Here is a 24,282-nt window from a genome sequence, read left to right as displayed (position 1 = left end):
GCTGCGCTTCATCTCCGTCCTCCTCAATGAAGGACTCTAGCTCAAACTGGAGGAGTTTCAGGGGAGCACGTCACCAGGTCGTAACCACTCCCGATCCTGTCCTCATGAATGAGCCGATCGTTACAGATATCCAAGACCAGAGCTGAAATGGCCAACAGGCAACCGCTTTAACTCCCATTGCGGGCAGGCCAGCAGATTCGAGGCCGATAATCAGAAAAGCGAGCACTCTTCCGCGTTGCGATTGGAACAATGAAATACAGCCATCGCTCTCGACTCCAGGCTAGTGCCAGTCCCTGGAGCCAGCGAGATGCATCTCGATGAGCCTTCGCCCAATGCTAGTCCAGTACATGACACCGCCGGCATCGTGGGTGCCTCGTGCGTCGCGAATATTGGTCTCCAAAAGATCGGGACCATTTTCCCCATGTGCATCGCAGAATTCGAGTGCCTCGGCCCACCTCTCACTGTTGCTAGCTCCGCGAACGATGCAATTTGCGTCTACATCCGGCAATTTGATCAAGGTCACGCCCATTCCCTCGCATGGATGCCGTCAGGCAATCCTTGAATGCTAGGAACCCTCCGCGTGCTGGGGCTGTTCCGCTACGGTCGGATTATCTGTGCACGCCGTACGCGATCGGTCAAATATCGGCTTGGTGCATGCCAACTCCGGCAGAAATTTCCTCGCCGAGCCGACGATAGAAGACAGCCACGTCGGCCAGATCCTGTTGGGAGACCGACATCTCGCTCCCCAGCGCAAAGCGCCGAAGCGGTGTTACGGTCCCCGGGATCTCCGGCCATCCGGCGGTCATGCGTTCTGCGTCTGCCCGGTCGCCGCGAAGGACGCGTCCTTGGCAATGAAAGAGGCATTCCCGGGATCGCCCCAATGCGCGGAGCCGCTCATAATCCGCGAGCGAATGGCGATACTGGAAATCATCGGCCGTGAACTTGTTTGCCGTATTCCGCTGATCCGGAAAGATGGGCAGTCCCGCGACACGCCGTGCTTCGTCGATAAGCAGATTGAGGAAGCGATCCAGCTCGCGTAGCCCATTGGCGATTACTTTAGCACGATATGGCCCCGCGATGGGGTTGGGGCCTACCGGCGCACCGGCTCGCAAGCCTGCAGCCAGAAAATCCGCAGCGCGCTCCAGTGTGACACGCGCGCGATCAAAGCCGTCACGCATTCACAATCACAAGGTCATGGGCGCAACATTGGCCGCGCTGATCGGTCCGCAATACATAGGTTACCCGCGAAGCCGCACAAAGGCTTTCCAGGCCGGACGCCTGCACCGCGCTCGAATGGACAAACGCATCGGCACCGGCGCGGTCAGGACGGATCACGCCGAACCCGCCTTCCCTGTGATAGAAGCAGACAGTCCCGGTTGGCATGAATTTCTCCTATGAGCTCGAACAAGGTCAGCCGTGCGGCGTCCCCGCCACGCGCATCGAAAGCATCGCGTCAATCGCGGCCCGAGCGCGCGGAGATGGCGTGCTCCACCGCCTCGAAGCCCGCCGTACTCGCAATCGCGAGATCAAGAGGCCGCCCTTCCAGCCCGGCATCATAGGCGTTGAGGAAGGCAATCGCAGCGTCCGCCCCGAGCCGATTCCAGGCAAGCAAGGTTATCCGGCTTTGACGTTCGAGGCTCTCGGATGTCAGGCGTACCGAACTGTACGGCTTGCGGAACGACTTGAGCTTCGGCGCTGCAAGACTGGTGTCCGCCGTTTCTTCCGTCTTCGCCATCCGGATCTCCTATGGGTAGAGCTTGCTCTGTGGTGAGGGTTAGGCTGGCATTGCGCGAGGTGCAGGCGCCTGATCCCGCGGGCGCACTGCCGGGGTCAGCAGCGCCATCCCCGGCAGGTCCAACGCCCCACCTTTTTCCGCATCGCGCTGGATGCGCGGTGGGCAGCTTTAGGTAGCCCTCCCCAGTGATGGCTTCGCACCGAGGTCGATCTGCATCTCCCGGATACGGGCTGCATAGCCCCGTGCGAGGCCGCGATGCGCGATCTCGGCTTCACGCGTGGCAGCGCCCTCAGCGCGCATCACAGAAATCTGATAGCGTGACAGAAGATAATTGAGGTCCATGGCTCGTCTCCGGCTAATGTAAGCGGGAGCGCGATGGTCTCTCAGCCGCCGGCGCCTACGAAATCGTTTGCCAGCGATTATCCGGATATAAGCCCTAAACGAAACAAGCGATACCCCATCGCTAAAATATACATGGATCATCGTCCGAAACTATTTTCGCGGCCAAGGCCATGCATGGTTATAATCGTATCATTGGAGCAGAGTATTTTCCGCTCTGACGGATCGAATGCCGGTTGGCCTTTATTGAACGGCAACAACACGCCACCGGGCGCGCCACCTACGGAAAATGGGATCGCCGCCAAAGGGCTCGGCGTCGAACGCATTCTCCCGAAAGTCTTCTAATATTTCCAAAATTATTCCACACACGCACTCGAATTCGGTAAATTTTTGTCCGCCCTTGTAAAGATTGTAAGGGAGTCACACATTTAAAATTGCTACAGTCGCAAATCGTCGGTCTTCGGAGCTTTGCGGCCCCTTCTTCCTTCTGTCTGCCCCTTGCAGCCCGAGGTGGGTTCAATTTGAACCTGCTATTTCAGAAGGAATATCCCATGAGTCATACCGGCACCGTAAAGTTCTTTGACGCCACCAAAGGCTTTGGTTTCATCGCGCCTGATAATGGTGGCGATGACCATTTCGTGCATATCAGCGCGGTCGAGCGCTCGGGCATGCAGACGCTGAACCAGAACCAGCGCCTGACGTACGAGATCGAGCAGGACAAGCGCGGGCGCGCTTCGGCTGCAAACCTTGCCGAAGCGGACTGAATGAGACGGCGGCGCCGAACCCGGTTCCGGCGTCGCCAACTTTCAAGACCCTCGGAAAGGACCCTGTTATGGGCAATCAGCCCGATTTCCGTGCACAGGCGGCAAGGTGTCGTGCCGAAGCCGACGCTGCGACGCTGGAGAATGTTCGCGAACGCAATCTCCGCGCCGAGGCGGCGTGGCTGGAAATGGCGACTCGCCAGGAAAGCATGGCCACCCAAAAGGCAAATCGAGAGGCAGCCGCGCTCTCCGTGCCGCAATCAAATTGAGCGGAAGCATCTCTCGCGGCCTGATTGTATAGTAGCGTTCTAACGGGGCCTCGTCCGGCGACTATGAAGCTGTACGGTCAAAAGCTGCGTGATTGCCCCCCAATGCCGCCTGTCCTGGCCACCGCTTTAGAGTTGAATGAAGAAACGGCATGTTTCGGGATCGTACCGGGACATGCCGAACGACCGAAACTGGGGCGCGTAGCTGCCGGACCGATTTTGGGCCGATTGTGGACTGGCAGCTCTTGGACGCTTCACCGCGATTTCTGCCGCCCGCCTATTGCCTCACAGTGCGCGCGGTTGCCGAAAAGCGCGGCTGACAGTCCGCGCGGGCTCGGATAGGCTCTGTAGCGATGATCGATACGGCAGCCAGCGCAAGCAGAGAAAGGCTCGTCGCCAGCCTCGCCCGAGTCGCCGAAGGCGATCAGGCAGCACTGCGCGCCGTATATGACGCGACCGCCGCGAAGCTTTTTGGCGTGTGCCTTCGTATCTCCGGAGATCGCGAAGCCGCCGAGGATATTTTGCAGCAAGTCTATCTCAAGGTTTGGGACCGTGCCGGGCGCTTCGACCCAGAACGCGCGAGCCCGATTACCTGGCTATGCGCCATCGCCCGAAACACCGCGATCGATTGGCGGCGGGCCAATGGTGGTGCAACACATCTCCCGGAAAATGCGGCTGCGGCTGTTGCCGACGACAGCCCATTGGCGCCCGAGGTGATCGACGCGGCCACGCAGCGCGCGCGGATCTTCGACTGCCTGGAGGCACTGGAGGAGCGCCCACGCCGCGCGATCCGCGCGGCGTTCTTCGATGGGCTCACCTATTCGCAGCTCGCGGAGGCAATGGCGGTGCCGCTCGGCACGCTCAAGAGCTGGGTGCGCCGCGGCCTGATTCAGCTCAGGGGGTGCCTGGGCGATGCCTGAGCCGATGGTTCCCGAAGAGCGCGATGCGCTCGCCGCCGAGCTCGCACTCGGTCTGCTCGAAGGCGATGCGCGAGCCCAGGCTATGCGGCTGCGCCTGTCCGACCCCGATTTCGCCGCAGCCGTCGAGGCCTGGGACGGGCGCTTCGAGCCATTGTACGAGCGGTTCGAGACGCAGCCCTCTCCCGCACTATGGCCGGCGATCCAGCGACGCCTGGCCGGTATGGACAGCCGCCATACCCAGCGCGCGCTCCAGCGCTGGCGGATCGGCGCGGTTGCGAGCGGCGCGCTGGCAGCTTCGCTTGCCGCGATTCTGGTGCTGCGCCCCGTGCCTGCACCGGTAGAGATCGTCCGTGCCCCCGACAGGGCAGTCATCGCCCAGCTCGGCAGCGGCGATGCGCCCGCACTGCTTGCCGCGGCCTATGATCCCGAGGGCGGTGTCCTGCGAATTCGGGCGGTGCGCCTGCCCGCCAGCCAGCTTGCGCCGGAGCTGTGGGTGATCCCTGCGGATGGCGTGCCGCGCTCGCTCGGCCTGGTCGCCGCCGATGGCGTGACCAAGGTTGCCGTAGATGCACCACACCGCGCGCTGCTCAAGGATGGGGCGACGTTGGCGATTACGCTCGAGCCTCGCGACGGCGCGCCCCACCAGGCGCCGAGCAGCGCCCCGATCGCGGCCGGGAAAATCTCGACGATCTGAGCCTCGGCTGCATCCGCCGGGCAACCGGCACCGTAGCTTCCCTGCACCCAGCATTCCGGGTGCCGGAGAAGGAAGCCAAGATGCCCAGCCTCAAAAAGCTCAGCCTCACGATTGCCGGTTCGGCGCTGCTCGCCACCGGCGCCGTCGCGGCCGTCCAGCATTATCCGATGGTCGGCGGTGCCGCGATGTATCCGACCAAGAACATCATCGAGAATGCAGTGAATTCGAAGGACCACACCACGCTGGTTGCCGCCGTCAAGGCCGCAGGGCTGGTCGATACGCTGTCGGGGCCCGGCCCCTTCACCGTGTTCGCGCCGACCAACGCCGCCTTTGCCAAGCTTCCCGCAGGCACCGTCGACAAGCTGGTGATGCCCGAGAACAAGGCGATGCTGACCAAGATCCTAACCTACCACGTCGTGGCGGGCAAGATGAGCGCGGCGATGCTCGCGGCCAATGCGAAGAAGCATATGGGCAAGGCGATGTTGACCACCGTGCAGGGCGAGAAGCTCACCGTTACCAAGGGGCCGGATGGCGCCTGGTGGGTGGTCGATGCGAAGGGCGGCAAGGCCAAGATCACCATCGCGGACGTCAACCAGTCGAACGGCGTGATCCATGTGATCGACAGCGTCCTGATGCCGTGAAGCCGATACCGGCGCGGACTCCCTCGCGCCGGATCGTGCCTGCCGGCGGGCCTTTTCCCATCGGCCAAGTGCCGGCGGGTACATTGTGAAAGCCGCTGCCCGATCCCCGGGCGGCGGCTTTCCTTTTTTGGTGCGTTAGAACACCCGAAGCAGCAGCATGCCTATTCCGGTGCAATTAATTGCCGCGCCCATCCAGAAGCGAAGCGAATATGCATGGACTTTCGACATCTCTCAGCCTCCGAAAACCTGGAACAGCAACACGCTGTTCAAGCCGATTACGGTCAAGGTGATCAGGATCGCGGCGGCGCGCAGCCAGCCGCTGTTGGCGAAGCCGCCCATGATCGCCCGATCGCTGGTAAAGCGCACCAGCGGCACGACCGCGAAGGGTAGCTGGAGGCTGAGCACCACTTGGCTCAGCACCAGCAGCTTGGCCGTGCCACTTTCACCATAAAGTGCCGCGACGATCACGGCCGGGATGATCGCGAGGCCGCGCGTCACGATCCGCCGCAGCCAGTGCGGCAAGCGTAGATCGAGAAATCCTTCCATGACGATCTGCCCGGCGAGCGTGCCGGTGATCGTGGAATTCTGCCCGGATGCCAGCAGCGCCACTGCGAACAGGGTACTGGCGAGCCCCACGCCCAGCGTGGGCGCCAGCAGCGCAAAGGCATCGCCGATCTCGGCAACCTGTGTCTGACCGGAGCGATGGAAAGTCGAAGCGGCGAGGATCAGGATCGCTGCATTGATGAAGAGCGCGAGGCCGAGCGCCACCGTGCTGTCGATCGTCGCCAGCTTCACTGCCTCGCGTTTGCCGGACTCGGTCCGCTCGAACGCGCGGGTCTGCACGATCGAGGAATGAAGATAGAGGTTGTGGGGCATCACGGTCGCGCCGAGGATGCCGATCGCGATATAGAGCATCGCGGGATTGGTCACGATCTCGGGGCTGGGAATAAGCCCCTTGCCGAGCGCCGACAGGCTCGGCTGCGCCCAGGCCAACTCGACCGCGAAGCAGCCGGCGATGACGATTAGCAGCGCGACGATGAAGGCTTCCAGTTGGCGGAAGCCGCGACGCTGGAGCGCGAGGATCAGCAGCACGTCCGCCGCCGTGACAATCACACCCGCCACCAGCGGCATGCCGAAAAGCAGGTTGAGCGCGATCGCGGTGCCGATCACTTCGGCAAGGTCGCAGGCGATGATGGCAAGCTCGCAGAGCAACCAGAGCGCCATCCGCACAGGCGCAGGATAATGCGCGCGACAGGCCTGGGCGAGATCGAGCCCGGTGACGATGCCCAACTTCGCCGACAGTGCCTGGAGCACCATCGCCATCAGGTTCGACAGCAGGATGACGGAGAGCAGGGTATAGCCGAAGGCCGAGCCGCCGGCGAGATCGGTGGCCCAGTTGCCCGGGTCCATATAGCCGACCGCGACCAGATAGCCTGGCCCGGCAAAGGCGCCGAGCTTGCGCCAGAAAAGGCCGGCGCCCTTCGGAACCGCGATGGTCCGAAAGGCGCCGGGAAGGCTGACATTGGCGGGCGGAGCCCCGCCGGCGAAGCGCGCCGCGTCCCCCTCGAACGGCGGCATGGTTCAGGCGCTCGCCGCGCTGAGCTTGATGGCTCCGTTGACCCCGGTCGGGAAGAACCCGCCGCGATCCACCGCCGCCTTGTTGAGATAGGCGATGTTCTGGACCTGCCCAGCCGAGCGGCTGTAGGCGATACCATTTGAGTCGGTCGGCACGATGTTGCTTGCGTTGCCGATGTTCCGCACACCCTGGTCGAGGTCGCTCGATCCATCGAGGCTGTCGCGGGCATTGGAGATCGCCTCGGTCGCATCGATGAGCGAAGGCATGGCGAGGCCCTTGCGGTAAAGCGTCGTGCGGATCAGCCCGGCATGATAGGCTTCCGCCGCAAGGATACCGGCGGCCGCTTCGAGATACGTCTTGTTGGTGATCAGCGGCGACGCGCCCTTATAGGCGGTGACACCGACATCCTCGAAGATGAAGGCCGCGAGCAGGAAGTTCTGGTCGTTCGCATAGGGATCGAATGCCTGCCCCGCGCCGATCAGCCCCGCGGCGCGCGCCGCAGTGGAGAAGGCGCCGTTCACGTCCGCAGACAGGTCGAGCGCCGGCTGGGCCACCGCAAAGCTGCCCAGCACGCTGCGCAGGAAAGCGACGTGCGCCTGCTCGTCCCCGGCGATCTCGCGGGCATAACGGCCGACGGCCGGATCGGTGAACGTCACCTGACGCCCTCCGCTCGGCGCGCCGGGCGTACCCGTGCCGGAGAGCAGGCTGATCGGGATCGAGGTGCCGTTGGCTGCGAAGGAATAGAATTGCGCTTCGAGATATTCGAGGTTGAGCGCGAAGTTGAGCACATCCTGATCGCTGGACGTGGGGGCGGGTGTGGGCGACGGCGTCGGTGACGGTGTCGGCGTGACGACCGAGCCGAAGCCATCATTATTGCTGCATGCGGCCAGCACCGTGGCGCCCGCAACCGCCAGCCCGGCATTCTTCATGAAGGCGCGACGCTCTTCGCGACGCTTGTCGCACGCGCCGAGCACCTCGAGGACGATGTCATGATTCATGTGAACCTCCCGTTGGAGCCCGCGTTCAATTCGCGGCGCTGGTGACGATGGTGCCGTTGACGCCGTTGGGGAAAAACCCTCCGGCAGTGACGGCGGCCTTGTTGAGGTAGACGATGTTGAGCACCTGGCCCGCCGAGCGGCTGAAAGCGAGGCCGTTCGCGTCGAGCGGCGCGATGTTGCTCGCGTTGCCGATCGCCCGGATGCCCTGGTCGAGGTCGGTCGAGCCGTCCAGGCTATCGCGCGCGTTCGATATCGCCTCGGTCGCGTCGATCAGAGCCGGCATGGCAACGCCCTTTACATCCAGCGTCGTGCGCACGAGCGCGGCGTGATAGGCCTCGACCGCGAGGATGCCCGCCGCAGCTTCGAGAAACACCTTGTTGGTTATCAGCGGAGACGCGCCCTTATAGGCGGTGACGCCGACATCCTCGAAGATGAATGCACCGAGCAGGAAATTCTCGTCGCTCGCATAGGGGTCGAAGCTCGCGCCGGCACCGATCAGCCCCGCCGCCCGTGCGGCGTTGGAGAAGGCACTGGTCGGCGAAACGCTGACGTCGATCTGCGGTTGAGCGACTGCCGTCGCGCCGATCGCGTTGCGCAGAAAGGCGACATGCGCTTTCTCGTCGGCAGCGATCTCGTTCGCATAGGCCGCAACCGCGGGGTCGCTGAACGCCACCTGGCGTCCGCCCAGTGCAACACCGGGACGGCCGGTGCCGGTCAGCAGGTCCGGCGTCAGCCCGACACCGGTCGCGGCATAGGAATAGAATTGCGCCTCCAGATATTCGAGGTTCAGCGCGAAATTGAGGACGTCTCCGTCCGTCAGCGTCGCCTGGGCATCGGCGCGCGGAATTCGCGTCGCCATCGCCAAGCCGCCGCCGGCCACTGCCGTCATTGCGAATGCCTTAAGGAAATCGCGGCGCTCTGCGCGTCGCTGGGCCCGAGCTTCGAATACCTCGAGCACTTCGGTGTCGTGATTCATGGGGCACGCCTCCCTGGTTGAAGCAGGGAGGGAACAGAGCCCGATCGGCGCATGTTCCGTTTCGCCAGCGCCACGGTACGCTGTCGTACCCAGCGCAGAAGAATTTCACGCCGAATGCATCCGTTTGCTCGAAGCGGACGAAGCTAGTGCTTTATACCGGCGAGGATTATTCGGGGCATGCTCACCACTAGCTCGATCTATGCGCCCAGCCTTCGCGGGAATCTCTTGTTGCGATCGCTTGCGCCCGGCGATGCGCAATTGCTCGTGCCGCATCTCAAGCGGGTGGAACTCAGGACAGGCGAAATTGTGGTATCGCCCGATGTTCCGTTCACCACTGTCTATTTTCCCGAGACGATCGTGCTCTGCGTCCGCGATGCGATGCGAGGGGATCGCCAACCGGCGCTCGGCCTTGTCGGGCTGGAAGGGATGGCCGGTTGGAGCTCGCTGCTTGGCGCTGTACGCTCGCCCTTCCTGGCGGCTGCGGAAATGCGTGGCGGCACTGCCCTCGCGATCTCGGCGACCCGCGTGCAGGAGGCGAGCGCCGCCAGCGACACATTGCGAGGCACGCTGCTTCGCTACGCCGGTAATTTCATGATGCAGATGGCGTCCACCATCGGCTCGAACGCAGCCGACACGGTGGAGCGGCGGATTGCGCGCTGGATCCTGATGTTGCACGATCGCAACGAGGGCGACACGCTCGACCTGACTCACGATCACATCGCCAGCGCTCTTTATGTACGGCGTGCGAGCGTCACCGACTGCTTTCATGTTCTGGAGGGGGACCAGATCGTGCGATCCACGCGCGGTCGGCTCGTCGTTCGTGATAGAGCGCGGCTCGAGCGCGTCGCCGGATGCGCCTATGGTTCCGTCGAAGCGCGTTACGGAACGGAAATCGCGCCCTTCGGAAAGGCGATCGTCGGCCGTGGGCCGCGCGCATCCAGCGCCTTTATCCCCTCGCCTCTCCAGCCACGCGGAGTCGGCGCATGATCGCGTCGAGCGACCAGGCGCCACCGCCCCGAAAGATCAGCGGCAACAGGATCGCCGCCCAGCTCAGATGAGTCGGCCAGGCATCGGGATAGACGAAGATCTCGATCACCAAAGTCATGCCGAGCAGCGCCAGCGCCGAGAAGCGCGTCGCGAGCCCCAGTACCAGCAGGATCGAGAAGACATGCTCGGACCAGGTCGCCGCCACCGCCGCGATCTCGGGCGGGATCAGCGGCAGCGCATATTCGGTGCGGAAGAGCTCGTAGGTGCCATCGGTGATGTGGAGGATGCCATCGACCTTGCTGCGCCCCGACAGGAAGAACACGCCGGCAATGCCGAGGCGCGCGACAAGCAGGAGAAACGCGTCGGGCACCAGCGCCGAAACCCGGCGAACGAAGCGATCGTGGATCGCGAGCGGGGAAGTCATCGAATGTCTCCGTTGAAACGGCGCCGGGGCACGCAGGGCGGACCCCGGCCGACACGTCAGGCCCTGGGGGTCAGCGAGCCATTGCCCTTGGGCGTCTTGATCGTGGTGCAACTGCCCGCCTTGACCAGCTTCCAGGCATTGCCCTGATAGTTGATCTTTGATGTGCCGGCGCAGCTGGTGCCGGCGCCGGCCTTGCAGTCGTTCTTGCCCGCGAGGGCGACGCCATAGCATTTCTCCATGGCCGGCTTTGTCTGGGCCGAGGCGGCGGGAGCGAGCGCGGCACCGGCGGCGGCGATGGCGAGCGTGGCGGCAAGGGTGGCATTGGTCGAACGCATGTCTGTGATCCTTTGAAAGCGGTGCCTCCAGCGCGCGGCCCGGCCGGGGGCGCCGAACCGCGCGGTGACCGGGGAGGAGGCGGAAGCCCGTGTCACATCGCCAATTCGGCGCGGACGGCTGCGGCGTTACAGATTGCCCTCGAAAATTTTCCGCGAAAGCGTGTAACCTTCGGCCCGGCCATGCCGAACTCTTGCTCGAGGAGCAGGAATGCGAGCGAACGAGGAAGCGCTGCGCGGGTTGATGATCGATGGGCTGGCCGGCGATGCCGCCTCCCATGCGGCATTGCTGCGCCTGCTCGTACCCCTGCTGCGCGGCTTCTTCCGGCGGCGCGCGAACGGCTCCGATGACGATATCGAGGATCTGGTGCAGGAAACCCTGATCGCGGTGCACACCCGCCGCGCGACCTATGACCGCGAACGCGCCTTCACGGCGTGGCTGTTCGCGATCGCCCGCTACAAGATGGTCGATCATTTTCGTCGCACCTGCCGTCTACAGCCAATCGAAGGGCTGGAGGAAAGCCTGTTCGCAGAGGACTTCGAAGATGCCACGACCGCCCGGCTGGACATCGAAGATCTCCTGTCGACGCTGCCGCCCAAACAGGCCCGCGCAATCCGGGCGACGCGCATCGAAGGCCTGAGCGTCGCCGAGGCGGCAAAGGCCGGCGGCATCGGCGAATCCGACCTGAAGGTTTCCGTGCATAGGGGGTTGAAGATGCTGATCGCGCGGATCCAGGGAGGCGCGCGATGAATACCGACGATCTCATCACCCGCCTCGCCAAGGATGTGCCGCCGGTGCGCCGAGGCGCCACGGTCATGCGGCTCGCGCTCGGCATCCTGCTTGGCGCGCTGGTCTCGGCTACGGTGGTGGTGCTGGCGCTCGGCATCCGCCCGGATCTCGGTCTCGCCATGCGCGGGACCGCCTTCTGGATCAAATGGGGCTATACCTTCTCGCTCGCCCTCGCCGCGATCGTGATGACCGTGCAGCTGGCGCGCCCCGACAGCGCCCGATTGCGCTGGACCTGGCTGCTGGCGGTGCCGGTGGTGCTGCTCACCGGGCTCGGCGTCGCGGAGTTGGCGCGAACGCCGCCCGCTTTGTGGCTGGCGATGTGGCTGGGGCATAGCTGGATGATCTGCCCCTGGCTGGTGCTGGCGCTGGCCATGCCGATCTTCGTCGGGCTGCTCTGGTCGTTCCGCCGCCTGGCGCCGACGCGGCTGCGCGCGGCGGGCGCCGCAGCCGGACTGGCGGCGGGCGCCTTTGCGGCGACTGTCTATTGCATCCATTGCCCCGAGGTTTCGGCGATCTTCGTGCTGACCTGGTATTCGCTCGGCATCCTGCTCGCCGCCTCGATCGGCGCGCTGCTCGGGCCGCGCCTGCTGCGCTGGTAAATTCGCGGAGGCCTGTAACCGAGCGGCCAGAGCCTGCGAACTGGGGATGCCAAATCGGCTGAACCCCTTTTCGGAGTATCCCAATGACCCTTATCCGCACCGGCGCCAGCATCGCCGCCTCCGCCGCCGTCATCGCGATCAGCGCCGCCGCGCCGACCGCCGCCATCGCCAAGGCCGGCATGGGCACGACCGCGGCGAAGGTCGTCCATTGCTATGGCATCAACACCTGCAAGGGCACCTCAGACTGCAAGACCGCGAAGAACGACTGCAAGGGCCAGAACGACTGCAAGGGCCAGGGCTTCAAGGAAGTCACCGCCAAGGCATGCAAGGCTGCCGGCGGCAGCCTGACCGCGCCGAAGTGAACGTCTGCCCGGCCCGGCGTCCCCACCGCCGGGCCGGACCCGTTCCAATCGAGGATAATTTCGATGATCGCTCCCTTTGCCGGCTTCGGCCTGGGCCTGCGCAAGCCCCATTATCCCGAGTTCCTCGAGACCCGGGTCGCCGTCGATTTCGTAGAGGTGATCTCGGAGAATTTCATGATCGAAGGTGGCCGGCCCCGCCGGATTCTGCGCGAAGTCCGCGAGCGCTATCCGGTGGCTCTTCACGGAGTCTCGATGTCGCTGGGCTCGGCCGATGGGCTGGACGGGGCCTATCTCGCGCGCCTCCGCGCGCTGGTTGACGAGATCGACCCGCTGTTCGTCTCGGACCATCTCAGCTGGTCGCGGATCGACGGGTTCAATTCGCACGATCTGCTGCCCCTGCCCTATACGCGCGAGGCACTCGACTTGGTCACGGCCAATGTTGACCGCGCGCAGGAAGCGCTCGGCCGGGCGATCCTGGTCGAGAACCCCTCCACCTATATCGACCTCGCGCCGGCCGACATGACCGAATGGAGGTTTCTCGACGCCCTATGCGCGCGCACCGGCTGCGGGCTGCTGCTCGACGTCAACAACGTCTTCGTCAGCGCGAGCAACCACGGCTTCGATCCGATCGCCTATCTCGACGGCGTGCCGCACGACCGGGTGCGCCAGATCCACCTCGCCGGCCACAGCCAGGGCAGCGAGCTGCTGATCGACACGCACGACCAGCCGGTGCCCGATCCGGTGTGGCACCTCTATGCGCACCTCCTGCCCAGGCTCGGTCCGGTCGCGACGATGATCGAGCGCGACGACGCGATCCCGCCGCTCCACGAACTCCTCGCCGAGTTGGACCTGGCCCGACGCATCGCGCGCGAAACCGCGCGTGCCACGGCATGAGCCTGCTCGATCTACAGCGCGACATGCGCGCCTGGCTGACGCGCGAGGACGGCGCGGCCGCGATCCGGCTGGGCGGCGAGGACGCGGCCCCGGGCCTCCATATCCATCGGAATAACTTCCGCGCGTCGCTCGCCGCCTGCCTGGAGGAGAGCTTCACCCGCACCCGCGACTGGATCGGCCATGACGCATTTGCCCACGCCGTGGCCGCCCATGTCGAGCGGGTACCACCGAGCAGCTGGACGCTCGACGCCTATCCGCGCGACTTCCCTGCCACGCTGTCGCTGCTCTATCCCGGCGATCCCGAGGTCGCCGAGCTGGCCCGGATCGATCTCGCGCTCGCCGAAGCCTTTGTCGGCCCCGATGCAGCGCCACTGGCCGCCGCGGCTCTCCGGGAAGTCGATTGGGACCAGGCGGTGCTGCAATTGACCCCGACGCTGGATCTCTTCGACCTGACCACCAACGCGCCGGCGATCTGGTCGGCGCTGGCAGACGGTATCGAGCCGCCGGCCGTCGCACTCTTGCCCGAGGCCGGCGCGATCCTGATCTGGCGTCAGGGCGAGGCCGCGCAATTCCGCGCGATCGACCAGATGGAGAAACAGGCGCTTCTCGCGGCGCGCGTCGGCGTGCCCTTCGCTGATCTGTGCGCGGGGCTCGTCGACGTGCTGGGCGAGGAAGACGGGATCGCGCGCGCCGGCGGGATGCTTGGCCGATGGATCGCGGATGGCCTGATCGTCGACGTGTTCGATTCAGTTGATGGAGCGCGTCGGCGTCCCAACTCTTGCTAGAACACCCTGAACTCAAGATGGAAATCAATGTCGATATCGGGCGGCCTGATTGGCCTGCGATCGCGAGTGGAGCTGGATCGGCAGCTATCGCGATCCGCTTCTCCGACGCCGACCGGCAGTTGAGTCCCAAGCCCGGCCATTCAAACCCACCAAGCCGCGATTTTAACAAGCGGCAGGTTTCGGGATCAACGATCCTGACACCGAATGACGACAAATGGCGCACGAAGTTGCCGAGAATGCCTCAGACCGCCCCGACATAGTCACCCGCCTCCTGCAGCCGCGCGATATCCTGCCGCGGCGGCGCGCCGAACAGGCGGCGATATTCGCGACTGAACTGCGAGGGACTGTCATAGCCGACCGCGAACCCGGCCGAGCCTGCGCTCGCCGCGCCCGCGAGCATCAGTCGCCGTGCTTCCTGCAACCGCAACTGCTTCTGATATTCGAGCGGCGTCATCCGCGTGATCGTCTTGAAATGCGCGTGGAGTGAAGAAGCGCTCATCCCCGCCGCCGCAGCGATCTCGTCGATCCGCAGTCGCGCGCGGAAGCCCTTGCGGATCGTCGCGATGGCCCGGCTGACCTGCACGAGATGGCTGTCCCCCGACGCCATGTGACGCAGCATCGCGCTGTGCGGACCGGTGAGCAGGCGATAGAGAATCTCGCGCTCGATCAGCGGCGCGAGTGTGGCGATGCTCTCCGGCTGGTCGAGCAGTTTCACCAGCCGGCAGGCAGCATCGATCAGATCAGGGTCGCCCGGATAAGTGGCGAGCACGGGCAGGTCGTTTCGCGGCGGACCGCGTCCGTCGGCCACAAGCAGATCGGCGAGCGCCGCCATGTCGAGGTCGATCTTACAGCACAGATAGGGCGCGTCGGGGCTCGCCTCCAGCACATGGCCGACGAGCGGCAGGTCGACCGACACCAGCAGATAGTGGGATGCATCGTAGACGAGGCTGTGGTCGCCAATCGAGACGCGCTTGGAACCTTGGGCGATCAGGCAAAGCGATGCCTCATAGACGGCGGGCGTCGGCATGCTCGGCTGGTCGGCGCGGATTAGCGTGAGGCGCGGCACCGCGGTGCTCGACATGCCGGTTTCCGGGCCGTGACGCAGGATAAGCTGCGCGAGTTGGACAATCCTCTCCATGTTGCCCCGATTGCCGATACGCGGCGATGGGGCAAGGCTCGATGACCAATATTGGAGGATCGTGCAATCAGATCGGTCGATCGCGCTACCGTTCGCAGATCATGCAGGCCCATTTCCTGCTCCGTCATCCAAACAGAAGGAACTCAACCATGACGGGACTTAACGAGAAGGTCGTGCTCATCACCGGCGCATCGAGCGGCATCGGGGAGGCGACCGTGCGCGAACTGGCCACAACCGGCGCAAAACTCTTCATCGGCGCGCGCCGCGGCGAGCGGCTGGCTGCACTAGCCGCGGAACTCGGCGAGGCGGTCGCATGGCGGGAGCTCGATGTGACTGACGGCATGCATTTCGACACGTTCGCCGAGGCGGCCGCCACGCGCTTCGGCCGGATCGACGCGCTCGTCAACAATGCCGGCGTGATGCCGCTGTCACCGCTCGCCGCGCTGAAGCGCGACGAATGGAGGCGGATGATCGACGTCAATATCCACGGCGTGCTCAACGGCATCGCCGCGGTGCTGCCGCGCTTCGTCGCGCAAGGGCGAGGGCATGTCGTCAACGTCGCCTCGGTGGGGGCGCACCTCGTCCTGCCGACCGCCGCAGTCTATTGCGGCACCAAATATGCGGTGTGGGCGATCACCGAAGGGCTGCGGCAGGAGCATGACGAGATCCGCTCGACGATCATTTCGCCCGGCGTCACCGCGACCGAACTGAGCGATGACATCAGCGATCCGCAGGTGGCATCCGCCCTCAAGGAATGGCGCCGGAAATCGCTCAGGCCCGATGCGATCGCGCGGGCGATCCGCTATGCTCTGGAACAGCCCGAGGGCGTCGACGTCAACGAAGTGATCGTGCGGCCGACCGCTGCCAACATGTAGGCTCGCGAGCAATCGACAATGTCGGCTTTCGGGTGCGCCGGACGGCTACCCGAAAGTTCGGAACTTAGGGCGCCAAGCTGCCGACGGCGTCCTGCACGCGAGCTGAGTCTCTTCTAACCGTTGCGACTGCGTCGGCGAAGACTATCAGGCGTCGCGGCGCGCCGATTCAAGTTACGGCGCTGCTCGCTCGATCGCCGCTACGTCGCGCGACAGGAAGGGCATCGTCCGTTGCGCGATCCGCAATTCGTCGAGCGCCGCCTCGCGTCGACCGAGCGCGAGCAGCGCGCGCGCCAGCGAATAGTGAAACTCGCCGATATCCGGATGTGCGGCGACCAGCCGCTCGGCCTCCTGCCGCGCCTCTCGGGCAAGGGCGGCATCGCCGACATGGCCCAACACCAGATCGGCCTTGACCCGGACCAGCAGCGATTGGACGACCGGAAGCGCACCGCGTTCGGCCAGCAACCGTTCCAGGATCGACCGCGCGGCGACCAGGGCTTGCCGGTCGCCTCGCCGCCAAAGCCCAAAGGCGCGGGCGTAATCACCCCGGACGGCATCGGGTTGCACCGGCATGCCCTCGTCACCCAGTTGAAGCGACAAGGCGCTTATGACGGCATAGGCATTGCTGGCGAAATGGGTGAGCGAGCGATCGACGCTCGCAGGGTCATAGCGATAGGATTCAGCAAACAGAACCGCGCTCGACGGACCATCGAGCAGTTCGGTCGACAGGCGCAGATCATTATCGTCGCGATCGAGCGCAAGCCTCGCCAGCAAGGACGGCGGTTTGCCGGGCGTTGGCCGATCGAGCACGCGCACGCCGTCGATCTTCGACAGATCGCGAACAAGACTGCGCCTGGCCCCTTCCCAACCGGCGGGATCGACGTCGGCGGGGGGCGCCAGGCTTTCGACCAGCAACGTGGGAACGACTGCAGTGCCCGTCGGCCGCGCCAGCAGATGGACGGCCACTGCCGCCATTAAGGCCAGCGCGGCAGCGACGGCCGCCAATATGAAGCTGCGGTCGCCGCGGCGCTCCGGCGTTTCCACCAGGCCGATGGAGAGTGTCGTGCGATAGCCGATGTTGCGCACCGCCTCGATCGCGTGTTCCGGAACACCAAGTGGTGCGAGGCCGTCGCGCAGGAGCTTGACACGCTGCTTGATGGTCTCACGCGTCACCTGGGCCTGCCACACGGCACTTTCGATCTCGGCATATGTGACATCCGCGGGCGCGCGGCTGGCAAGCAGGTCGATCAGCCGGAACGACAGGTCCGGCAGCCGCACTTCGCGCGATCCCTCCCGGACCGAACGCCGCCGACGGCATAGTCGCAACAACGGCGCGTCGGTGTCGGTCTCACGCATTTCACCAAATTTCACTTTTCTTTTCTTGCCGGCCGCGCGGCGGCGGCGGCAGTCCGGTTGGCGCAGAGCCGACCCGCGCCCCCATCAAACCATGTTCGAGGTTCCATGAGATCGCCCTTCACGCTGAGTGCCTTCATCGCCCTGATCCTGTTCGGGTGCAAGGCGTCCGCCGAGCCGACCCGAGCCGATGCGGCGACGGCCCGCCGCATCGCCGACTCTATACTTGCCGCGCAGATTGAAGCGAACGGCGTGCCGGGCATGGGTGCCGCGGTATGGCGCGGCGGCGCGCTCGTCTGGAGCGGCTCGGTCGGGCAGGCCGATCGGGAGGCGCAGCGGCCAGTCACCGCCGATACGGTGTTCCGGCTCGCCAGTGTGTCGAAACTCTTCGCCGTGACCGCGGCCGCGAAATTGCGTGAAGCGGGAAAGCTCGACACCAATGCGCCGATCGGCCCCCTGTTGCCGTGGCTGCCGGGCCGGTGGCCGCCGATCACCAGCGCGCAACTGGCCGCGCATATCTCCGGATTGCCGCACTATCAGCCGGTCGACGATGGCCGCGGCGGGCACGCGTTCAAATCGGTCCGCGAAGCGGTCGGCCTGTTTCAGGATCGCGCGCTGCTCAGCGCGCCCGGCACACGCTACGAATATTCGACCTGGGGCATTACGCTGCTCAGCGCGGTGGTCGAGCAGGCGGCGCACCGTCCGTATCTGGACTACCTCGCTGCACAGATCACCCCTGGGCTGAAGATCGGCGCCGATCGCACGGGTGCGGACCCGAACGCCTCGGTCGCTTATGCCTTTGCCGACGACGGGCGGGTCGTTCGCGCCGCACCGCATGACTATAGCTACAGCTGGGGCGGCGCTGGATTGTCCGCCACGATGCCCGATCTGGCGCGATGGGGCGGGCAAATCCTGAACGGCAAGGTCGTCTCGCCAGCGACGCTCGACTGGATGCTGACCCCGGCGAAGCTGGCCGACGGCAGCGATGTGCGGGAAGGCCGCTATGCGATCGGGTTCGGCTGGCGGACGCTGCGCGACAGTGACGGCCAACGCATCGCCTACCATGCCGGTATCGCGGAAGGGGCGCGGAGCGCGCTGGCGCTCTACCCGACACACGGACTCGCCGTCAGCCTCGGCTCGAACGCGATATGGGTTTCGGCGATCGAGCAGACCGCACAGATGCTCGCCGCCCCCTTTCTTGCCGGCCCCCTTCCTACGGGCGTCAGCGCGGTAGGCTGCCCGGCCTGGGTCACCGGATATCGCGGCAGCTATGCCGGCCAGGAGATTTCCGGGTCGGCGTCCTTCGGTCTGCGCGATGGCCTGTGCACGGGCACGATAGCATTGGAACCCGGCAATCCGTTCGGCGCGTGGTTGGACAGCTTTCCCCAGCGTAATGCGTCGGCGCTGGCGCTGATCGGCGTCGAACCGAAGCGCGGCGGGCGCTTCGCCCTGGTCACACCGATCGGCGTCTATGACCTGCGAAGCCCCGACGGCCGCCACTATTCGGCTGCGCTGGGCGGCAGCCGCATGCTGACCCTGACGCTGCAATAGCGGCGCGACTGAACCGGGAGAATTCGATGATCCGTATCGCAATCGCCGCCGCCTTGCTGACGGCCGCACCGAGTGCGCAGCCCCCCTACGGACAGGCCGCGGCCAAACGCGACGTGCGCGCGGTGATCGAGACGTTCCGCACCGCAATCATCCGCCGTGACAAGGCCGCGTTCCTGGCCCTGTTCCACGGTCCGGTCATCTGGCAAGGCGTCGATAGTGACGCGCTGGCGGCTAGGTCGAAGCGGACGCCCGGCGTGGACATGAAGGCCGCCTTCGATCCGGGCAAGACGCCGGCATCCTTCATCGAAGACATTGCGAACGAAAAAGACGGCAGCGAGGAACGCTTCGACAATGTGGCCATCGATACCGATGGTGACATCGCCTCGGTAACCTTCGACTTCGTCTACCTGCTCGGCGGCCGACCGATAAACGCCGGAAAGGAGGCGTGGCATCTCGTGCGTACCGAGCGCGGGTGGAAAATCGTGTCGGTAATCTACTCCAACCACGATCCAGTCTAGGGTCAGGACTCATTGGTCATAGCCAGAAGATGATGGTGGCGGCGAGCGCGATGGCGGAGAAGAAGGCGGTGGGGCAGCGGTCGTAACGGGTAGCGACGCGGCGCCAGTCCTTGAGGCGGCCGAACATGATCTCGATGCGATTGCGGCGTCTGTAGCGGCGCTTGTCGTATTTGATGGGCTCGTTGCGCGATTTCCGGCCCGGGATGCAAGGCTTTATGCCTTTCTCCTGCAGCGCTCGGGCTGTAGGGGGCGCTGGCGATTGCTCGAAGATATCGGTCTCAAGTTCGTCCTGCTCGCAGTAAGGGGTCAGTTCCTCGTCCAGGGCGACAAATATCGATGCCATTCTCGATATCGTCGTGGAAATGAAACGATGGTGAAGCATCGCCTGACCAGAAGCGCCTCCGGTCGCCTCACAAGAACAATGTTCCCTTCATTTTCGAGTAGTGAGGGCTGAGTCGTGAGATTGCTAACCAAATACGAAATCGATCTGGTGGCCGGCGGCTGGGGCACCACCGGCGAAACGCTCGACGGGATGCTTCTTGACAAAGATTCCGAGATAGTCGTCACCGGACGCCGCCCCACCATCATGCCCGGCTTCGGCTTCAACTGGGGATACGCCGGACCGGACTTCGGCGGAAACTACGCCGATGGTGGTGGCAACGGCTTTGGCAGGGACTTCCCGCTGAGCATCAACATCAACATCGATCTGGACAAGGTGTTGCCGCTCGAGGTCATTCGCAACGGGGTCGAGAATGTCCTGACCAACAAGAATCAGGAAACCACAAACAACCTTGCCAACTCCAAGCCCGGGGCGCCGTTGGACCCGCACAACTATTGGCTCCAGAGTTTCGACGGTAAGCTCTATGGTGACCTGAACAAAGACGGCAAATATGACGCCATGTACACTGATCGAGGCTTCGGCCGCTGGACGGTCAGCTTCGATGGCGGCGCTACCTCCACAAACATGAGCGGCCCGCCCAACTGGGTTAACCACGCTTACGGCGGTTAAATCTGGTCCGGTATAGAGGCGAGGACATGCGTCGAGAAATCACATGCCTGCTGGCCGCTATATCGGGATGGTCGCAACCTGCCACCGGGCAGGTTGCGACCGGCAGCCAGGATGCGCGAAACAAACTGCAATTGGAGTTTCATCAGGGGAAGGGTTCCGGCATCTGCCCGTACAACAGGGTGACGATTGATCCCGCCTTCAGGCATGTCACCCTTTGGCGCCAGGAAATAAAGCTCTCCGGCGCATACAACCCAAATAGCCCGGGCTTCTTTGCTACATTAGACCTCGCCCGATATGACGAAGAGCGCGCGAGATCGAGCTATTCGGCCGATTGGCAACTTGAACCCATCCGCTACTCCGAAACGGGAAACCTCATCGCGCGAGTTGGGCCTGTGCTTCTTGAGATCGTGCCCGGCAAGCCCGATCCGGTATCCGTCGAATATCTGCCGCTACCCTGGGTGTCGGTTCGGCTGACGGCGGTCAAGTTCGGCGGCGCGGCGCCGTTCAAGGACCGCGCGACGCTTGACCGGCTGGAAGCGATCGAGGCCGGCAAGCCGCTGCGCGTGACCGCAACGGTGGCGGACCGCGTCGACTTCGCCTTCACCGCCGCCGGTCCGACGATGATCCATCATCCAGAAGGCACGTCGGCAGGCGGGCTCATGATGTCGGTCGAGGCGCCGGTGACAGATCCCGCCCGACCGCAGGCGCTGATCGTGCGCGGCGACCAGCTTGCTGCCCAGTTTCCAGGCGCTCCCTTTCTGGGGCACGCTCGCCCGCTCTTCGATCTTGCGACCGGACGGATCGTCGGCCGCTATGGCATCGGGACGGTCGAGAGGTGGAATCCGAACGCCGCCCGCCTCGAGGCGGTGCCGTTTGCCGCCAATGCTCGCATGTTCATCCTCGACGCGGTCGCCAATGGCGACAAGATCGCAATCCTTGCCAAGACATCGAGCAAGATCGACGTCGTCCGGCTGGACGGTAAGGGGAGGCAGCGGTTCGCCATTTGCGACAATGACGATTATCTTCGCCATCTTGGCTTCACGCCGCCGCAAGCACAGGTGCAGATGGAACGCCGACAGGTTCTGTTGGGCGATCCACATTCCGGGGACCCGACCTTCGGCTATCTCTATACCCCTGCCAAGGCCAATGGGCGGCTGTTCGTCTATTTCCATGGCGGCCCGCAGGGATCGCTGGAAGACCAACTGCCCATGCCGGTGGAGCGCCTCGCTCCACAAGGGTACAGTGTGCTCGCGGTCGAATATCCCAGCAGCATCGGCGCAGGTTTCGCGCATTCCGATGCGCTCGCCCGTCGGGGGATCAGCGTTCTCGAACAATCGGTCTCGCGCATCGCCGCTTGGACGCGGAAGCACGGATATCGCGATACGTTCGTGATCGGCTATAGTTTCGGCGCGGTTCCCGCCGCGATAGCGGTCGCGGATCACCCCAAGACTTTCGGGAAAGCGTTCTTCCTCGCCCCCCTCATCACCTGGCGCGAAGCCAATACTACGACCGTCGACCTGGGCCTGCCCCAGAAGGTCAGTGTCGAGAGCCAGCATCGCGCCGATCTCGCCATCTTCGGCGGGCGCGAGAATCTCGACCGGTTCAACCAGGCGCTTTCGGAAAAATGGAACAGGATCGCACCGGGAACTTCGCGCTTCTACTTCGGATCACTCGATCCCATTTCGACGCCGGGCGACCTTCCGGCCAAGCTTCGCGCCGGCGCAAGCATCCTGGTGCAGGAGAAGGTGCAGCACGGGTTCGTCGGAAGCTTCGGCTTGAAGGGCGATGAGGTTTGGGCTGACATAATCAAAGCCGTGAAACCCGGCCTCTCGCAACAGCTACATGGACAGCGTCCCGCCGGGCCGAGCCTCGCACGCTCACAGCGGCCGATCAAACCTCTCCGCCGCAGCCATGACGACATCACATTTCATCGACCTGCCACCCCAATTTTTCTCTTCCGATAGATGACGACAAAGTATCGACCCTCCACTGATGGTCATCGCTCTGCCCCCGGTAATCGGCCCAAATAAAAATTAGAGTGCAATTCCCGGTATCGTCGCGGAAGCGAAACAATTCTGACGCATCGCGCGACCAGAAGCGACGCTCGGTCGCCTCACAAGAATAATGTTCAATTCATCTGCAAAATGTGAGGACTGCAAGCGCGCTATGTCAATAGAACACCCTCTGTTCAGGCAGGAGGTTTCCGAATATCGCCGTCAAGGATTGCACGGCGAGATCATCCTCACCCAATCCGTTTCGATCTCACTTCTCGTGGCCGCCATCGTCGCAATTGCCGCAGCCGCCCTCGCCTGGGTGATGCTCGGATCCTATGCCCGAACGGAGACGGTGCGCGGAATACTCGTCACCGAGCGCCCCTCCGCCAAGGTTGCCGCCCCTGCCTCCGGCGTCGTCGCCGAACTTGCGGTTCGTGAAGGTTCAGTGGTTCGCAGAGGCGATCGCCTGGCGGTGATCAATCTGGACCGCCACGCGGCTTCAGGAGGCGCCGTCTTGGCGGACGGCATTGCCAGCATCGGGGCCCGCCAGTCCCTCGCGCGCGAACAGATCACCCTCAACGCCCGCCGCGGAGCCGCAGACCGCGAACGGCTGACGACGGCAATGGCCACCGCATCGCAGCAGGCGCGCGACATCGAGGGCCAAATCCAGTTGCAGGAAGACGTGGTCCGATCGAACCAATCGATGTTCGACCAGATCGCGAAGGTCGTCGAACGCGGGTTCGTCAGCAAGGTCGAGATGGAGCGCCGCCGCCAGAATCTCATCGCCTCGCAGCAGAGCCTCGCCGGCCTTCGGCAGCAGCTGACCCAGAAGCGCGCCGACGCGAACGCCGCTCGAGCGCAGCTTGCCGGGCTCTCTGCGGATGCCGCCCGGGGTGAGTCCGAGATCCGCGCGTCGCTTCAGTCCCTTTCGCAGCAGCGAATGCAGATGGAAGGCGAGCGCGCCTATGTCATCACGGCGCCTATCAGCGGCCGAGTGACCGCCATACAGGCAGGCGTCGGGAAACTGGCTCCGACCCAGGCGCCGCTGCTGACCATCGTGCCCGCCGACACCTCCCTCAAGGCGGAACTGTTCGCCCCGACACGCGCGATCGGCTTCGTGCGCTCCGGGCAGGAGACGCGCATTCTCTATGACGCCTTTCCCTATCAGCGGTTCGGATCCTTTCCCGGCAAGATCCAGGCGATCTCGCGGATCGTGATTGATCCGAGGGAAGTCGACCTTCCGGTCAAGCTCGAGGAACCCGTCTATCGCGTCACCGTCAGCCTGGATCGTCAGGCGATCGACGCCTACGGCGAGAAGATTGGGCTCCAGCCGGGCATGGCCCTGGAGGCGACCATCATTCTCGAACGCCAGGGCTTTCTCGACTGGCTGCTCAAGCCGCTCCACGCAATCTCGCGGCGGACCGCGTGAGCGCGGAATTGCTGCAGTTGGGCGGCGCGCGGCGCACGCCGCTGATCGCGCAAAGCGAGGCCAGCGAATGCGCACTCGCCTGCCTGGCGATGGTTGCCGGCCATCACGGCTTCAAGACCGACCTGATCGAGCTGCGCCAGCGCTTCGCACTCTCGCTCAATTGCGGGCGTGCTACGGGGCCGCGAGAGGTTGCGGGGTTGGGGGCGCTGGTTCGGGCCTGTGGCTCTTAAGGGGTTGATTTTGTTGGGTCGCGGAGGTTGGGCAAAGAAAAGCCCCGCCAAGTCGTTGGACTTGCGGGGTTTGTGTGTGCGGTTGGTTGCGGGAGTAGGATTTGAACCT

The 24,282-nt window shown here is 64.3% G+C and carries 29 protein-coding genes and 1 pseudogene; 18 read left to right on the top strand and 12 right to left on the bottom strand.

Features of this window, described 5'->3' with window-relative positions:
• Positions 1 to 635: 635 nt before the first annotated feature.
• From BGP17_RS23610 to BGP17_RS23595, 4 genes are all read right to left on the bottom strand, one after another.
• Positions 636 to 1,178: a hypothetical protein gene (locus BGP17_RS23610; RefSeq protein ID WP_286713922.1), complete on the bottom strand. Its 543-nt coding sequence runs from the start codon at positions 1,176 to 1,178 to the stop codon at positions 636 to 638.
• Entirely contained in the window at positions 1,171 to 1,383 is a 213-nt protein-coding gene (locus BGP17_RS23605) for a cold-shock protein (protein ID WP_286713921.1), read from the bottom strand. The genes BGP17_RS23610 and BGP17_RS23605 overlap by 8 nt, the downstream gene beginning before the upstream one ends.
• A 70-nt stretch (positions 1,384 to 1,453) precedes the next feature.
• Positions 1,454 to 1,735 carry a hypothetical protein gene (locus BGP17_RS23600; RefSeq protein WP_286713919.1) on the bottom strand — a complete coding sequence of 94 codons (282 nt, stop codon included), beginning with the start codon at positions 1,733 to 1,735 and terminating at the stop codon, positions 1,454 to 1,456.
• Between the two features lie 168 nt (positions 1,736 to 1,903).
• Positions 1,904 to 2,077 (bottom strand): hypothetical protein, encoded by a 174-nt coding sequence (locus BGP17_RS23595; RefSeq protein ID WP_286713917.1) that lies wholly within the window; start codon positions 2,075 to 2,077, stop codon positions 1,904 to 1,906.
• A gap of 548 nt (positions 2,078 to 2,625) precedes the next feature.
• Between BGP17_RS23595 and BGP17_RS23590 the strand changes: the two genes are divergently transcribed.
• The 5 genes from BGP17_RS23590 to BGP17_RS23570 all read left to right on the top strand — a co-directional run bounded on the left by BGP17_RS23590 (position 2,626) and on the right by BGP17_RS23570 (position 5,356).
• Positions 2,626 to 2,838 (top strand): cold-shock protein, encoded by a 213-nt coding sequence (locus BGP17_RS23590; protein ID WP_286713915.1) that lies wholly within the window; start codon positions 2,626 to 2,628, stop codon positions 2,836 to 2,838.
• A 68-nt stretch (positions 2,839 to 2,906) separates the two neighbouring features.
• Positions 2,907 to 3,104, top strand: a complete 198-nt coding sequence (locus tag BGP17_RS23585; protein ID WP_286713914.1) for a hypothetical protein — start codon at positions 2,907 to 2,909, stop codon at positions 3,102 to 3,104.
• 350 nt (positions 3,105 to 3,454) lie between these two features.
• Positions 3,455 to 4,021, top strand: a complete 567-nt coding sequence (locus BGP17_RS23580; RefSeq protein WP_286713913.1) for a sigma-70 family RNA polymerase sigma factor — start codon at positions 3,455 to 3,457, stop codon at positions 4,019 to 4,021.
• A 4-nt stretch (positions 4,022 to 4,025) separates the two neighbouring features.
• A complete protein-coding gene (locus BGP17_RS23575) occupies positions 4,026 to 4,715 on the top strand; it encodes an anti-sigma factor (RefSeq protein ID WP_286713912.1) in 690 nt (229 codons plus the stop codon).
• An 80-nt stretch (positions 4,716 to 4,795) separates the two neighbouring features.
• Positions 4,796 to 5,356: a fasciclin domain-containing protein gene (locus tag BGP17_RS23570; RefSeq protein ID WP_286713910.1), complete on the top strand. Its 561-nt coding sequence runs from the start codon at positions 4,796 to 4,798 to the stop codon at positions 5,354 to 5,356.
• A gap of 231 nt (positions 5,357 to 5,587) precedes the next feature.
• Here the strand turns inward: BGP17_RS23570 and BGP17_RS23565 are convergent, their stop codons facing one another.
• From BGP17_RS23565 to BGP17_RS23555, 3 genes are read right to left on the bottom strand one after another with little or no spacing between them, the layout of a single operon-like run.
• Complete coding sequence (locus BGP17_RS23565) at positions 5,588 to 6,934, bottom strand: Nramp family divalent metal transporter (protein WP_286713908.1); 1,347 nt, start codon at positions 6,932 to 6,934, stop codon at positions 5,588 to 5,590.
• Between the two features lie 3 nt (positions 6,935 to 6,937).
• A complete protein-coding gene (locus BGP17_RS23560) occupies positions 6,938 to 7,930 on the bottom strand; it encodes a ferritin-like domain-containing protein (RefSeq protein WP_286713905.1) in 993 nt (330 codons plus the stop codon).
• A 25-nt stretch (positions 7,931 to 7,955) separates the two neighbouring features.
• Positions 7,956 to 8,906 carry a ferritin-like domain-containing protein gene (locus BGP17_RS23555; protein WP_286713903.1) on the bottom strand — a complete coding sequence of 317 codons (951 nt, stop codon included), beginning with the start codon at positions 8,904 to 8,906 and terminating at the stop codon, positions 7,956 to 7,958.
• A 177-nt stretch (positions 8,907 to 9,083) separates the two neighbouring features.
• Between BGP17_RS23555 and BGP17_RS23550 the strand changes: the two genes are divergently transcribed.
• On the top strand, positions 9,084 to 9,893 hold the full coding sequence (locus tag BGP17_RS23550; protein WP_286713901.1) for a Crp/Fnr family transcriptional regulator: 810 nt from the start codon (positions 9,084 to 9,086) through the stop codon (positions 9,891 to 9,893).
• On the opposite strand, the gene BGP17_RS23545 is transcribed toward BGP17_RS23550, so the two are convergent.
• Together BGP17_RS23545 and BGP17_RS23540 are read right to left on the bottom strand one after the other, a co-directional pair.
• Positions 9,853 to 10,317 (bottom strand): DoxX family protein, encoded by a 465-nt coding sequence (locus BGP17_RS23545; RefSeq protein ID WP_137863004.1) that lies wholly within the window; start codon positions 10,315 to 10,317, stop codon positions 9,853 to 9,855. The two genes, BGP17_RS23550 and BGP17_RS23545, sit on opposite strands and share 41 nt — an antisense overlap.
• A gap of 56 nt (positions 10,318 to 10,373) precedes the next feature.
• On the bottom strand, positions 10,374 to 10,652 hold the full coding sequence (locus BGP17_RS23540) for a BufA1 family periplasmic bufferin-type metallophore (RefSeq protein ID WP_286713899.1): 279 nt from the start codon (positions 10,650 to 10,652) through the stop codon (positions 10,374 to 10,376).
• 208 nt (positions 10,653 to 10,860) lie between these two features.
• On the opposite strand from BGP17_RS23540, the gene BGP17_RS23535 reads away from it, so the two are divergent.
• The 5 genes from BGP17_RS23535 (at position 10,861) to BGP17_RS23515 (ending at position 14,079) form a co-directional block, all read left to right on the top strand.
• Positions 10,861 to 11,400 (top strand): sigma-70 family RNA polymerase sigma factor, encoded by a 540-nt coding sequence (locus BGP17_RS23535; protein WP_286713897.1) that lies wholly within the window; start codon positions 10,861 to 10,863, stop codon positions 11,398 to 11,400.
• Complete coding sequence (locus BGP17_RS23530) at positions 11,397 to 12,038, top strand: DUF1109 domain-containing protein (protein ID WP_137863007.1); 642 nt, start codon at positions 11,397 to 11,399, stop codon at positions 12,036 to 12,038. Before BGP17_RS23535 ends, BGP17_RS23530 begins: the two co-directional genes overlap by 4 nt.
• A gap of 83 nt (positions 12,039 to 12,121) precedes the next feature.
• Positions 12,122 to 12,400, top strand: a complete 279-nt coding sequence (gene bufA2, locus BGP17_RS23525) for a BufA2 family periplasmic bufferin-type metallophore (protein WP_137863008.1) — start codon at positions 12,122 to 12,124, stop codon at positions 12,398 to 12,400.
• A 63-nt stretch (positions 12,401 to 12,463) separates the two neighbouring features.
• On the top strand, positions 12,464 to 13,294 hold the full coding sequence (gene bufB / locus BGP17_RS23520; protein ID WP_286713896.1) for an MNIO family bufferin maturase: 831 nt from the start codon (positions 12,464 to 12,466) through the stop codon (positions 13,292 to 13,294).
• Positions 13,291 to 14,079, top strand: a complete 789-nt coding sequence (locus BGP17_RS23515; protein WP_286713895.1) for an HvfC/BufC N-terminal domain-containing protein — start codon at positions 13,291 to 13,293, stop codon at positions 14,077 to 14,079. Before bufB ends, BGP17_RS23515 begins: the two co-directional genes overlap by 4 nt.
• 241 nt (positions 14,080 to 14,320) lie before the next feature.
• Here the strand turns inward: BGP17_RS23515 and BGP17_RS23510 are convergent, their stop codons facing one another.
• Positions 14,321 to 15,217, bottom strand: a complete 897-nt coding sequence (locus tag BGP17_RS23510; protein ID WP_137863011.1) for an AraC family transcriptional regulator — start codon at positions 15,215 to 15,217, stop codon at positions 14,321 to 14,323.
• Between the two features lie 149 nt (positions 15,218 to 15,366).
• On the opposite strand from BGP17_RS23510, the gene BGP17_RS23505 reads away from it, so the two are divergent.
• Positions 15,367 to 16,092: an SDR family oxidoreductase gene (locus BGP17_RS23505; protein WP_286713924.1), complete on the top strand. Its 726-nt coding sequence runs from the start codon at positions 15,367 to 15,369 to the stop codon at positions 16,090 to 16,092.
• A 171-nt stretch (positions 16,093 to 16,263) separates the two neighbouring features.
• Here the strand turns inward: BGP17_RS23505 and BGP17_RS23500 are convergent, their stop codons facing one another.
• Entirely contained in the window at positions 16,264 to 17,445 is a 1,182-nt protein-coding gene (locus BGP17_RS23500; protein WP_286713893.1) for a winged helix-turn-helix domain-containing protein, read from the bottom strand.
• 57 nt (positions 17,446 to 17,502) lie between these two features.
• Here BGP17_RS23500 and BGP17_RS23495 point away from each other — a divergent pair, with 57 nt between their 5' ends.
• Together BGP17_RS23495 and BGP17_RS23490 are read left to right on the top strand one after the other, a co-directional pair.
• Positions 17,503 to 18,993: a serine hydrolase domain-containing protein gene (locus BGP17_RS23495; protein WP_286713892.1), complete on the top strand. Its 1,491-nt coding sequence runs from the start codon at positions 17,503 to 17,505 to the stop codon at positions 18,991 to 18,993.
• A gap of 26 nt (positions 18,994 to 19,019) precedes the next feature.
• On the top strand, positions 19,020 to 19,511 hold the full coding sequence (locus tag BGP17_RS23490; RefSeq protein WP_167299295.1) for a Cif family virulence factor: 492 nt from the start codon (positions 19,020 to 19,022) through the stop codon (positions 19,509 to 19,511).
• A gap of 16 nt (positions 19,512 to 19,527) precedes the next feature.
• On the opposite strand, the pseudogene BGP17_RS23485 reads toward BGP17_RS23490, so the two are convergent.
• Positions 19,528 to 19,746 (bottom strand): annotated as a pseudogene (locus BGP17_RS23485) (transposase); the annotation flags it as partial.
• A gap of 222 nt (positions 19,747 to 19,968) precedes the next feature.
• Between BGP17_RS23485 and BGP17_RS23480 the strand changes: the two are divergent.
• The 4 genes from BGP17_RS23480 to BGP17_RS23465 all read left to right on the top strand — a co-directional run bounded on the left by BGP17_RS23480 (position 19,969) and on the right by BGP17_RS23465 (position 24,173).
• Positions 19,969 to 20,520, top strand: coding sequence for a hypothetical protein (locus tag BGP17_RS23480; protein WP_286713890.1), 552 nt, complete (start codon positions 19,969 to 19,971; stop codon positions 20,518 to 20,520).
• 26 nt (positions 20,521 to 20,546) lie between these two features.
• Positions 20,547 to 22,484, top strand: coding sequence for an alpha/beta hydrolase family protein (locus tag BGP17_RS23475; protein WP_286713889.1), 1,938 nt, complete (start codon positions 20,547 to 20,549; stop codon positions 22,482 to 22,484).
• A 259-nt stretch (positions 22,485 to 22,743) separates the two neighbouring features.
• Positions 22,744 to 23,943, top strand: a complete 1,200-nt coding sequence (locus BGP17_RS23470) for an HlyD family secretion protein (protein WP_286713888.1) — start codon at positions 22,744 to 22,746, stop codon at positions 23,941 to 23,943.
• Positions 23,940 to 24,173, top strand: coding sequence for a cysteine peptidase family C39 domain-containing protein (locus BGP17_RS23465; protein WP_286713887.1), 234 nt, complete (start codon positions 23,940 to 23,942; stop codon positions 24,171 to 24,173). Before BGP17_RS23470 ends, BGP17_RS23465 begins: the two co-directional genes overlap by 4 nt.
• Positions 24,174 to 24,282 lie beyond the last annotated feature (109 nt).

This window comes from Sphingomonas sp. 67-41 (assembly GCF_001899725.1).
Taxonomy (GTDB): Bacteria; Pseudomonadota; Alphaproteobacteria; order Sphingomonadales; family Sphingomonadaceae; genus Sphingomonas; species Sphingomonas leidyi.
This window is presented reverse-complemented; position numbering and strand designations above follow the sequence as displayed.